This window comes from Pseudomonas sp. GZD-209 (assembly GCF_049310485.1).
Classification (GTDB): domain Bacteria; phylum Pseudomonadota; class Gammaproteobacteria; order Pseudomonadales; family Pseudomonadaceae; genus Aquipseudomonas; species Aquipseudomonas sichuanensis.
The window spans coordinates 43,889-55,509 of record NZ_JBMOWQ010000112.1; the positions used below are offsets into that span (position 1 = coordinate 43,889).

Genomic DNA, 11,621 nt, shown 5'->3' on the forward strand with positions numbered 1-11,621 from the left:
CTAACCTGGCTGGGAGCGGTCGAAGGCCTCCCTGGCCAGGGTTTGCAGCAATTGCTGCTCGGCCTCTTGCAGTTCCTGCCTGAGCCTTTGCGCCAGCGTCACGTACTCGGCACTGTTCGCCCCTTGTTCAAGCCCTGCCTCCAGACGTTGGTGGAAGGGCTCGGCCATTGCTTCGAAATGTTCGGCATGGCGCTCTCGGGCAAATCGCTCCCAGAACGGGCGCTGGGCCAACGACTCGACCAGCACTTGCAGGTTCTCGCCACGCAATACCTGTCGCTCCGCAGCGAGCAGGTCGCTGGCGCTGACCCCGGCGTATTCTTCGTAGTGCATGATCTCGGGCTGCATTGGCAAACCCAACGACGGAGTCAGCCGAACCCGATAGAACAGCCGGGTTTCGACTTCATCCACCAGCGCAGCGCCTCCAGCGCGCAGACGCTGCACATGAGCGTTGGCAATCAAGTCCACCGCATCCAGGCGATACAGAGCACGCCCCAGGCGCAGCAACCGCCATTCCACTTGCTCGGGTGGCCCGCTCAGGACCGCCTGCTCTGCCAGCACGGCCAGCTCAAGCTGGCTGAGCACCAGCAGCAGACGATCCTCGCAGGTTCGCTCACCGCCCGCTTCGGCATACACCCGCGCCCGCAAGTCCTCATGCTGCTCACAGGCTTCGAGAATGCGCCAGATCCGCCCGCGGTACACGTCCTCGGCAGCCCGGAAATCCTCGGTATTGACGAAGTCCGCGATGAACCTGAACAGGTCGGCCGCTTCAGGTTCGTCCATCAGTCTTTCCCACAACGCTGATCGCAGCACGAGCCGTTCCGGCCGAGCACCTCTGAGCATCGTTTCACGCAGCAAAGCATCCACTGCCGCGTGCTCGAACGATGCACTGCCCCGTTCCCCCGGCGACAAGGGGCTCACTCGCCCATCCAGCTGCTGCAGGCTCGAGCTGTCCAGGGGATTGTCGTGCAGGCTCAACCGCTGCAATCCCAGGCGCCTGCCCAGCCCATGAAGATCCTGACGTAGCTGCCGAATCCGGTTGTCGCGCAGGTCGAGCAACGCACGCCAGGGCACATGCTGCTCTTCAGGTACGCTTTCCAGCCCAGTGGCCCGCAGCGTCAACCTGCGAAGATGGTGCAGTCGCCCAAGCTCCGGCGAATGCCCCAGCGGGTTGTAATCGAGCTCAACGCTTGCCGCGCGCCTCAATGCACCGAGACGGCGATTGCCCTCGACATCCATCACGATCCGATTATGCGAAAGCCGCACCCGTCGCAGTTGCGTCAGGTGTTCAAGATCCGCAGGAATCTCTGTCAATCGGTTATGGCGAAGATCCAGCTCGAGCAGATTGCCAAACCGACGCAGCAAGCCTGCCTGCAGATCGGCCAGATCCATGTCACGCAATACCAGGCGGCGGACATGGCGGAAATCGATATCATCGGGCAGTGTCGGCAGGCTGCCCACGCGCTCACCGACGATCTCCAGCACATAGTCGCCGTTGCCGCCGGTGGTCTTGCGCCGCCAGCTACGGCGCATGGCATTGGCCACACGCCGACGCCTGAGTACGTCGAAGGGACCGGACGCATCGGCGCGCCAGGCCTGTAACGCCGTGCGCAGCCGTGCCAGGCGGTCCTGCAACAACGCGTAATGGGTCCATGGATCGACATTCTGCTGCCTCAACGCTCGCAAGTAGGCATCGAGTTGCAGGTTGGTCAGCGTGGGATAAACCTGCCGGATACCTTGCTCCAACGCCTGCCGACTGCTTTCACCTCGCCCACTGAGGGCATAGCCCAGACGACCGTCGGCAAACCGCCGGGGTGGGCGCAGCCCGCGCCCGATGGGAGCCAGCCCGAGCAGGTCGGCCACTTGCTCGCGGTGAGTCGCGGCATGCAAAGCCAGGCGTTCACGTAACTGCCTCAAGTCGCCCAGGCGCGCCGACTGGCTGGCATCGAAGCTCAGCGCCAGCGCCTGCAACAGATCATCCTGAGGGGTCGAGCGGTCGACGCCTGGCCCTTCCATGACCCGGTAACCCAGGCGCCCCTTGACGATCAGGCGTACATCACTGGCAGTGGCCGCACCGCACGCCACCCGCAAATCACCCGCGGCGTAGCCATCACGCAGCTCGATGCGTACCGTTTCAGGCCATGGCGCCAGGGCGTCGACCAGACCGAAGGCCAGGCGCTCGGTGTCGGCGATGACGGCCTGGCGCTGCTGCAAGCCGGCACAGGCACGATCCAGACGGACATCGCGCAAGTACCATCTGGCCCGCTCGGCCAGGGCCAACGGCACCCGCTGCGTGGCCTGCATCTGCTGCAACTGTGCGCCGTTGGCCTGCTCGAGGATTTCTTGCGCCCCGCGCACAGACAGCCCGGGGAAATCGCGAATGAGCACTGCCTGGCGGCTGTCCGGCACGACGCTGCGCTCGGCAAGGTAGCCCTCGAAGGCCTCACCCTGTAGCGCCGGGAACTGCTCATGCAGCGCATACCGCTCCAACGCATCGAGCAACCGGGCAGGCGCCACGGCATTCTCCAGATGCAGCTGGCGCAACTGCGCCTGGGTATGGCCTGTGATCTGCAACAATGCCTCGGCGGTGGCATCGTTGAGCGATGCCAAGCGGCTGCCCAGGCGCCGCAACAGGTTTCCGTCCCCTTGCCAGTACTGCGGCTGCTCGAGCTCGTGGCGCCAGCCGCCAGCACCGTTACCCTCAAGGCGCAGCGCATGGGCATCGGCGCGCTGCGGGTGAAGCAGTTGCCAATCACCCTGCGCACTGTCTTCACGGGCGTCATAGGCGCCGTCATGCAGCCTCACGCGACCGGACTGGTACTCACCCGCCCCCAGCTCATCGGCCGTCACCCGATAGGTGGCCAGGTCCGCTGCGCAGAGTTTCAACCTGCCGCTGGCGGTGCGCACGGGTGCAAGGCCATCGACGAACGGAATGCGCCGGGTCAACTGAATGGCTTCTCCTGAGGCCTTGCCAGCGAGCGCACCGACCACGACGGTCTGAGCCACGTTGAACAGATGGTCCAATGCCGCCTGGCGATCACCGAGCTGCCAATCCTGATAGCCCTCGTAGAGCTCTTCGCCGAACTGCGCCGCCGCCACCACCAGCATCAGTTCCCCGAGCACCGGCACGAACAGGCCGATCAGGTTGAGCAGGTCCAGCCCGGCGGCGACATAGGCGTGCAGGCGCTCACGTCGGGACGCCGCGTCCTCGTCATCGGTCGGTACTGCCAACACCCGGGCATCGTCGAGAATCTTGCTCAGCCGCGCATCGCGAAGATGCACAAGCAACGGCGGCGCGATCACGAAATTGCGCCCGTCCAGTTCAACGGTGGCGTTCGGCTGCGCAGCCCTGAGCCGCGCCAGGCTGGCCATGAAGGCTGCCCGGTCGCGCTCCCCCAGGAAGCGCCCGAAGAAGCGTCGATAACCAGGCTCGGCAAGCCTTTGCGCCAGTACCTGGTACAAGGCATTCCACGAGCCATGGCGCGACACCGCACCGTGCGGATCACCCGGTATGCACGCGATCACAGCCTCGACCGTCGCGCCACCGAGCTGGCGCACTTCCAGAGTCACCACGCCCTGTACAGGTTTGCCCAGCAGCCACAGTTGCCGCGCCGCCACCGGCTCAGGCAGCGGCGCAACAACCGGCGAGGTGGTCAGGAACGGCACCAGGTGCAGGTAGCCGCGTTCGTCCAGCCCCCCCTTGAGCAGCGCCGTCAGCGCCTCGACCTCCAGTTGCAGGCGTTGCTGCTCTTCGAACAGACGCTCGACAACGCGTCCGGCTTCCCCTTCTGGCTGCAGCTGTTGCTTGAGCAGACGCTGGTAGCGGCCGCCCAGGTCGAGCGCGCGGCACAGCCGGACGAAACGCTCGAAGGTAAACCCAAGACCGACACCTTGGGCATCCACCAGGCGTGCACGACGGAAAATCGAACGCTGCGCCTCTTCTTCGCGATAGTTGTGCAGGGCCGAGGCCAACAGCGACTGGCGCGAATGGAAGGTATGCCGTGGCTTGGGCAAGTTGGGTGCGGCGCTTGGCAGTTCGACATCCTGGGCCATCACCACCCACGCGTTACCCACATCGACCGCGCCGAGCCCCGCCTGCTGCAGCGCCTGTTCGAGCAGCGGTGCAGCGAAAGCGTCCAGTGCCGGCACGCCCTCGAGCAGGGTGCGCATGCGCTCGGCACACTCCTGCTGGGCCCGAAGCGCCGCATGCAAGGCCCGCAGGTGCTCGACTTGCGGGCCCCGTAACCACGGCGGCAACTCCCGGGCGATCAGCCCGTCAATCGATTCGGTGATGTGCGGCATCAGGGGACTCCTCGGGCAAAAGCCACAAGCAGACCCGTAACCGGCCAGCCGGTTGCGTTACTCCACTACCGCACACCCATTCGGGTTACCGAACGCACGAAAGCAACCTATTCGGTATTCCGGACGAAATATCTGCAACACAAACCGTAAGAAAACATTAATCCCCAGTGTTTTCGCGCCGTTATGATCTATGCCAGAGCTTGGCACGACTCATGCTCTACACTTGGTAGCCGAATGCACCCGCTTCATTGCGGTATTCGTTGAACGAAAGAGTCCGCCAACGGCTCCATAAAAAAAACAAACACGTCGAGGAAAATTTGATGCGCATCGTTCGTCAATTGCTGGGCGCCGCTATCGCGGCTGCAGTCATCGCATCGCCCGTCATGGCCGAAGAGCTGACCGGCACCCTGAAGAAGATCAAGGACTCGGGCACCATCACCCTGGGCCACCGCGACTCCTCCATCCCGTTCTCCTACCTCGCCGGCAAGCCGGAACCCGTGGGCTTCTCCCACGACATCCAGATCGCTGTGGTCGACGCCCTGAAGAAGCAACTGGGCACCGACATCAAGGTCAAGTACAACCTCGTCACCTCGCAAACCCGCATCCCGCTGGTGCAGAACGGCACCGTCGACCTTGAGTGCGGCTCCACCACCAACAACGTCGAGCGCCAGCAGCAGGTTGGTTTCTCGGTGGGCATCTTCGAAGTCGGCACCCGCCTGCTGACCAAGGTCAAAGACGGTCAGCCTTCCTACAAAGACTTCGCCGACCTGGCCGGCAAGAACGTGGTGACCACCGCCGGTACCACTTCCGAGCGCATCCTCAAGGCGATGAACGCCGACAAGCAGATGAAGATGAACGTGATCTCGGCCAAAGACCACGGCGAAGCCTTCAACATGCTCGAAAGCGGCCGCGCCGTGGCCTTCATGATGGACGACGCCCTGCTCGCCGGTGAAATGGCCAAGGCCAAGAAGCCGTCCGACTGGGTCATCACCGGCACCCCACAGTCATACGAGATCTACGGCTGCATGGTGCGCAAGGACGACCCGGCCTTCAAGAAAGCGGTCGACGCGGCCATCGTCGCCTACTTCAAGTCGGGTGAAGTCAACAAGAGCTACGACAAGTGGTTCCAACAGCCGATCCCGCCAAAAGGCCTGAACCTTCAGTTCCCGATGAGCGACGAGTTGAAGAAGCTGATCGCCGAGCCGACCGACAAGGCCGCGGACGAGAAGAAGTCCTGATCCCAGGCAACTAGTGGCCTGGTGCGCAACGCGCACGTTTCGATCCGACAGGCCACTTTTTAGTGTCTAACCTTTACATCCGAGGGCGTCGAACGCCCCCGGATGTATCAAGGTGCCCGTGAAACAACCGTCTGAGGGGAAATCCCGATGAATTACAACTGGGACTGGGGCGTGTTCTTCAAGTCCACCGGCGTGGGCAGCGAAACCTATCTGGACTGGTACATCACCGGCCTGGGCTGGACCATCGCCATCGCCATCTCCGCCTGGATCATCGCGCTGCTGCTGGGCTCGCTGCTCGGCGTCATGCGCACCGTGCCTAACCGCCTGGTGTCAGGGATTGCCACCGCCTACGTCGAGCTGTTCCGCAACGTGCCGCTGCTGGTGCAGCTGTTCATCTGGTACTTCCTGGTACCCGACCTGCTGCCCGAAGGCCTGCAGGAGTGGTTCAAGCAGGACCTCAACCCGACCACCTCGGCACTGATCAGCGTGGTCATCTGCCTCGGCCTGTTCACCGCCGCCCGTGTCTGCGAACAGGTGCGCACCGGTATCCAGGCGCTGCCGCGTGGCCAGGAATCGGCAGGTCGCGCAATGGGCTTCAGCCTGTCGCAGATCTACATGAACGTGCTGCTGCCCCAGGCCTACCGGATCATCATTCCGCCGCTCACCTCGGAATTCCTGAACGTGTTCAAGAACTCTTCGGTAGCGTCGCTGATCGGCCTGATGGAGCTGCTGGCACAGACCAAGCAGACCGCCGAATTCTCCGCCAACCTGTTCGAAGCGTTCACCCTCGCCACATTGATCTACTTCACCCTGAACATGGGCCTGATGCTGCTCATGCGCATGGTCGAGAAGAAAGTCTCGGTACCTGGCCTGATCTCCGTGGGGGGCAAGTAAATGGACATGGATTTCAGCGAAATCATCCCGGCCCTGCCTGCCCTGTGGGACGGCATGGTGCTGACCCTGCAACTGATGGTGATGGGTGTGGTCGGCGGTATCGCGCTGGGCACGATCCTCGCCCTGATGCGTCTGTCGTCGAACAAGCTGCTGTCGAACTTCGCCGGCGCCTACGTCAACTACTTCCGCTCCATCCCGCTGCTGCTGGTCATCACCTGGTTCTACCTGGCGGTGCCGTTCGTGCTGCGCTGGATCACCGGCGAAGACACCCCGGTGGGCGCGTTCACCTCCTGCGTCGTGGCCTTCATGATGTTCGAGGCGGCCTACTTCTGCGAAATCGTGCGAGCCGGCGTGCAGTCGATCTCCAAGGGCCAGATGGGCGCCGCGCAGGCACTGGGCATGAGCTACGGCCAGTGCATGCGCCTGATCATCCTGCCCCAGGCGTTCCGCAAGATGACCCCGCTGCTGCTGCAGCAGAGCATCATCCTGTTCCAGGACACCTCGCTGGTGTACACCGTGGGCCTGATCGACTTCCTCAACTCGGCGCGCTCCAACGGCGACATCATCGGGCGCTCCCATGAGTTCCTGATCTTCGCCGGTGTCGTCTACTTCCTCATCAGCTTCTCCGCTTCCTGGCTGGTCAAGCGCCTGCAAAAAAGGATCACCGTATGATTTCCATCAAGAACGTCAACAAGTGGTACGGCGACTTCCAGGTGCTGACCGACTGCAGCACCGAGGTCAAGAAAGGTGAAGTGGTGGTGGTCTGCGGCCCGTCGGGCTCGGGCAAGTCCACGCTGATCAAGTGCGTCAACGCGCTGGAACCGTTCCAGAAAGGCGACATCGTGGTCGACGGCACCTCCATCGCCGACCCCAAGACCAACCTGCCCAAGCTGCGTTCGCGGGTCGGCATGGTGTTCCAGCACTTCGAGCTGTTCCCGCACCTGTCGATCACCGAGAACCTGACCATCGCCCAGCGCAAGGTACTCGGCCGCAGCGAGGCGGAAGCCACCAAGAAGGGCCTGGCCCTGCTCGACCGCGTCGGCCTGGGTGCCCACGCCAAGAAGCACCCCGGCCAGCTGTCCGGCGGCCAGCAGCAGCGCGTGGCGATCGCCCGCGCCCTGTCGATGGACCCGATCGTCATGCTGTTCGACGAACCGACCTCGGCGCTGGACCCGGAAATGGTCAACGAAGTGCTCGACGTCATGGTCGAACTGGCCCACGAAGGCATGACCATGATGTGCGTTACCCACGAGATGGGCTTCGCCCGCAAGGTCGCCAACCGGGTGATCTTCATGGACAAAGGCAACATCATCGAGGACTGCCAGAAGGAAGACTTCTTCGGCAACCCGCAAGGCCGCCACGAGCGTACCCAGCACTTCCTCAGCAAGATCCTGCAACACTGAGTGAGCCACGTCCGCTGCCTGCCCGGCAGCGGACGCTGGTCGTGACAAGGCCACTGTGATGAAATGCGACCCTTCGCTCCTTCGCCCTGCCCAGCCTGCCGTGAAATCCCGCCTGATCCGTCAATTGCTGCTTCCGCCCCTGGTCATCCTGCTGATGGTCGGTCTGGGCATGGCTGGCTATCTGATCAGCGAGAGCAATGGCATCCGCACCCTCAGCGAAAGCGGCGAGCGCGCGCTGGAACTGCATGCGCGCACGGTCGAAAGCGAAATCAGCAAGTACACCTACCTGCCCAGCCTGCTGGAGCTTGAAGACAGCGTCTCGCGCCTGCTCACCGACCCCGAAGCCGGTGATCGCCAGGCCGTCAACGAATACCTCGAAGGCCTGAACCGGCGCAGCCGCAGCCGGGCGATCTTCGTCCTCGACACCAACGGCCGGGTGCAGGCCACCAGCAACTGGCGCGACGCCGATTCCTTCCTCGGCGAAGACCTGGCGTTCCGTGCCTACTTCCAGACCGCCGTGCGCGGCGAACCCGGGCGTTTCTACGGCATCGGCAGCACCACCGGCGAGGCCGGCTATTACCTGGCCCATGGCCTGGAAGAACACGGCAAGATCATTGGCGTGGCAGTGATCAAGGTCCGCCTGGACACCCTTGAAGAGCGCTGGCAACGCGCCCGCCTGGAAGCCTTCGTCAGCGACGAGAACGGCATCATCATCCTCTCCAGCGACCCGGCCCGGCGCCTCAAGTCGGTCCGCCCGCTGAACCCGCAGATCAAAGAGCGCCTGGCGCGCAGCCTGCAGTACTACTGGTGGCCGCTCAACGAGCTGCAACCGCTGGCCCGTGAAACCCTGGCCGATGGCGTGGAGAAACTGACCTTCCCGGCCAACAGCGAAACCGCCCACGGCAAGCCCCACGAAGTGGCCTACCTGGCCCAGACCCGGCGCCTGGTCGACACCCCCTGGCACTTCACCCTGCTCACCCCGCTGCAGGACCTGCGCCGCGAATCCATGGTGCAGGGCATCCTGGTCGGCGTGGCGTTCGCCCTGCTGGCGATCCTGGCCATCGCCTGGAACGAACGACGCAAGGTGATCGCCACCCGCCTGGCTGCTCGCGAGGCGCTGGAAGAGGCCAACAGCCACCTGGAGCGCAAGATCACCGAGCGCACCGCCGACCTGCGGGCCAGCAACGAACGCCTCAAAGGCCAGATCCGCGAACGCCGCCACGCCGAACAGACCCTGCGCCAGGCCCAGGACGAGCTGGTACAGGCCGGCAAGTTGGCGGCCATCGGCCAGATGTCCACCAGCATCGCCCACGAGCTCAACCAGCCCCTGGCGGCCCTGCGCACGCTGTCGGGCAACACCGTGCGCTTCCTTGAACGCGGCGCACTGGAAACCGCCAGCGCCAACCTGCGCACCATGAACGACCTGATCGACCGCATGGGCCGCATCACCGCCAGCCTGCGCTCGTTCGCCCGGCGCGGCGACGACCGCGGCCAGGCCTCGCTGGAAAAGGCCGTCGAGGCCACCCTGCAGGTGCTGGGCAACCGCATCAGTGCCTGCCATCTGCAGTTGCACCGCCAGTTCGACGACCAGCAGCTGGCCATCGACCAGACCCGCCTGGAACAGATCCTGGTCAACCTGATCGGCAACGCCCTGGACGCCATGGCCACCCAACCGCTGCCGCAGCTGTGGCTGGAAGGCGAAGCCCAGGGCGACAAGTACCGGCTGTGGGTACGCGACAACGGCCACGGCATCGACCCGGAAGCGCGCAAGCACCTGTTCGAACCGTTCTTCACCACCAAACCGGGCGAGCATGGCCTGGGCCTGGGCCTTACCCTGTCGGCCAGCCTGGCCACCGCCGCCAAGGGCACCCTGAGCGTCGAACACCCCGCCGGCGGCGGTACTGCGTTCGTCCTCGCCTTGCCCCTGGCCACGCCGCCCACCGAATCCGCAGAGCTCCCATGAACGAAGGGTCCCTATGAACCAAGCACCCTTGACGGTTTTGATCGTCGAAGACGATCCCCATGTGCTGCTCGGCTGCCAGCAGGCGCTGGCCCTCGAGGACATCGCCTGCGAAGGCGTCGGCAGCGCCGAGCAGGCACTGGAACGCATCGGCGACGATTTCGCCGGCATCGTCGTCAGCGATATCCGCCTGCCAGGCATCGATGGCCTGGAGCTGCTCAACCGCCTCAAGGCCCGCGACCGCAGCCTGCCGGTGGTGCTGATCACCGGCCACGGCGATATCGACATGGCGGTCGGCGCCATGCGCAACGGCGCCTACGACTTCATGGAAAAACCCTTCTCGCCCGAGCGCCTGGTCGACGTGGTCCGCCGCGCGCTGGAGCAGCGCGGCCTGTCCCGTGAGGTGGTCGCCCTGCGCCGCCAACTGGTCGAACAGAGCAGCCTGGAGGGCCGGATCATTGGCCGCTCGCCGGCCATGGAGCACCTGCGCGAACTGATCGCCAACGTTGCCGACACCTCGGCCAACGTGCTGATCGAAGGCGAGACCGGCACCGGCAAAGAGCTGGTCGCCCGCTGCCTGCACGACTTCAGCCGGCGCCAGGGCCAGCCGTTCGTGGCGCTGAACTGCGGCGGCCTGCCAGAGAACCTGTTCGAAAGCGAGATTTTCGGCCATGAGGCCAACGCCTTCACCGGCGCCGGCAAACGGCGCATCGGCAAGATCGAGCACGCCAATGGCGGCACGCTGTTCCTCGATGAAGTGGAGAGCATGCCGATCAACCTGCAGATCAAGCTGCTGCGCGTACTGCAGGAGCGCACCCTGGAGCGCCTGGGCTCGAACCAGAGCATTGCGGTGGACTGCCGGGTGATCGCCGCCACCAAGTCCGACCTCGACGCCCTCGGCCAGAGCGGCCAGTTCCGCAGCGACCTGTATTACCGCCTCAACGTGGTGACCCTGGAGCTGCCGCCCCTGCGCGAGCGCCGCGAAGACATCCTGCAGCTGTTCGAGCACTTCCTGCAGCAGTCGGCGCTGCGCTTCGACCGTCAGGCGCCAGAGCTCGGCAGCCAGACCCTGTCGCAACTGATGGCCCACGACTGGCCGGGCAACGTGCGCGAACTGCGCAACGTCGCCGAACGCCATGCCCTGGGCCTGCCGGCGTTCAAGAAGGGCCCCAGCGGCGGCGCCAGCCAGGGCCTGGGCTTTTCCGAGGCGGTCGAGGCGTTCGAGCGCAACCTGCTCAGCGACGCCCTGCAACGCACCGGCGGCAACCTCAGCCAGGCCAGCCAGGAGCTGGGCATGGCCAAGACCACGCTGTTCGACAAAGTGAAGAAATACGGCCTCGGCTGATCGGCAACCTCAACCTGGAAAGACAACGTGGACCTGGTATTCAAAGCGGCCCTGGGCGCCGGCGTGGTGGTGCTGCTGGCCATCCTGTCGAAGACCCGCAACTACTACATCGCAGGGCTCGTGCCGCTGTTCCCCACCTTCGCCCTGATCGCCCATTACATCGTTGGCAAGGGGCGCTCGGTGGACGATCTGAAGACCACCATCCTGTTCGGGATGTGGTCGATCATTCCGTACTTCGTTTACCTGGCAACCTTGTATGTGCTGGTCGACCGCATGCGCCTGGAGGCGTCGCTGGCGCTGGCCACGGTGGCGTGGCTGATGGCGGCGACGGTGCTGGTGAGCGTGTGGGTGAGGATGCACTGAAGGCTCTAGGACCTATCGCGGGGCAAGCCCGGCGATATGCGTCACATCCTGCCGGTGCGACTGCAGGTAAGGCAGCACCGCCCCCAGCAGCGGCTGCTTGAACGGCTCCTGGAAGCGAT

Annotated in this window: 8 protein-coding genes and 1 pseudogene; 7 read left to right on the forward strand and 2 right to left on the reverse strand. The window is 64.4% G+C overall.

Annotated features, from left to right (window positions below; genetic code table 11):
- The gene (locus ACO6VM_RS14245; protein WP_422403454.1) at positions 1-4,299 is read right to left on the reverse strand and encodes an NEL-type E3 ubiquitin ligase domain-containing protein; all 4,299 of its coding nucleotides are present in this window, start codon (positions 4,297-4,299) and stop codon (positions 1-3) included.
- Between the two features lie 320 nt (positions 4,300-4,619).
- On the opposite strand from ACO6VM_RS14245, the gene ACO6VM_RS14250 reads away from it, so the two are divergent.
- The 7 genes from ACO6VM_RS14250 (at position 4,620) to ACO6VM_RS14280 (ending at position 11,502) form a co-directional block, all read left to right on the forward strand.
- Entirely contained in the window at positions 4,620-5,537 is a 918-nt protein-coding gene (locus ACO6VM_RS14250) for a glutamate/aspartate ABC transporter substrate-binding protein (protein WP_401058821.1), read from the forward strand.
- A gap of 147 nt (positions 5,538-5,684) precedes the next feature.
- Positions 5,685-6,431 (forward strand): amino acid ABC transporter permease, encoded by a 747-nt coding sequence (locus tag ACO6VM_RS14255; protein WP_401058822.1) that lies wholly within the window; start codon positions 5,685-5,687, stop codon positions 6,429-6,431.
- Positions 6,432-7,103 (forward strand): amino acid ABC transporter permease, encoded by a 672-nt coding sequence (locus tag ACO6VM_RS14260; protein ID WP_110995130.1) that lies wholly within the window; start codon positions 6,432-6,434, stop codon positions 7,101-7,103.
- A complete protein-coding gene (locus ACO6VM_RS14265) occupies positions 7,100-7,834 on the forward strand; it encodes an amino acid ABC transporter ATP-binding protein (RefSeq protein WP_110995129.1) in 735 nt (244 codons plus the stop codon). The genes ACO6VM_RS14260 and ACO6VM_RS14265 overlap by 4 nt, the downstream gene beginning before the upstream one ends.
- A 58-nt stretch (positions 7,835-7,892) precedes the next feature.
- Positions 7,893-9,797, forward strand: coding sequence for a sensor histidine kinase (locus ACO6VM_RS14270; RefSeq protein WP_390969488.1), 1,905 nt, complete (start codon positions 7,893-7,895; stop codon positions 9,795-9,797).
- 13 nt (positions 9,798-9,810) lie between these two features.
- Entirely contained in the window at positions 9,811-11,139 is a 1,329-nt protein-coding gene (locus ACO6VM_RS14275; protein WP_422403455.1) for a sigma-54-dependent transcriptional regulator, read from the forward strand.
- Between the two features lie 27 nt (positions 11,140-11,166).
- Complete coding sequence (locus tag ACO6VM_RS14280) at positions 11,167-11,502, forward strand: GlpM family protein (RefSeq protein ID WP_125462840.1); 336 nt, start codon at positions 11,167-11,169, stop codon at positions 11,500-11,502.
- A 12-nt stretch (positions 11,503-11,514) separates the two neighbouring features.
- Here the strand turns inward: ACO6VM_RS14280 and ACO6VM_RS14285 are convergent.
- A pseudogene (locus ACO6VM_RS14285) lies at positions 11,515-11,621 on the reverse strand (alpha/beta hydrolase); the annotation flags it as partial.

What these genes read in the sequence shown, in the direction of transcription:
- ACO6VM_RS14245 (WP_422403454.1), bottom strand. Translation starts at nt 4,299, where the DNA reads ATGCCGCACATCACCGAATCGATTGACGGGCTGATCGCCCGGGAGTTG.
- ACO6VM_RS14250 (WP_401058821.1), top strand. Translation starts at nt 4,620, where the DNA reads ATGCGCATCGTTCGTCAATTGCTGGGCGCCGCTATCGCGGCTGCAGTC.
- ACO6VM_RS14265 (WP_110995129.1), top strand. Translation starts at nt 7,100, where the DNA reads ATGATTTCCATCAAGAACGTCAACAAGTGGTACGGCGACTTCCAGGTG.
- ACO6VM_RS14270 (WP_390969488.1), top strand. Translation starts at nt 7,893, where the DNA reads ATGAAATGCGACCCTTCGCTCCTTCGCCCTGCCCAGCCTGCCGTGAAA.
- ACO6VM_RS14260 (WP_110995130.1), top strand. Translation starts at nt 6,432, where the DNA reads ATGGACATGGATTTCAGCGAAATCATCCCGGCCCTGCCTGCCCTGTGG.
- ACO6VM_RS14275 (WP_422403455.1), top strand. Translation starts at nt 9,811, where the DNA reads ATGAACCAAGCACCCTTGACGGTTTTGATCGTCGAAGACGATCCCCAT.
- ACO6VM_RS14255 (WP_401058822.1), top strand. Translation starts at nt 5,685, where the DNA reads ATGAATTACAACTGGGACTGGGGCGTGTTCTTCAAGTCCACCGGCGTG.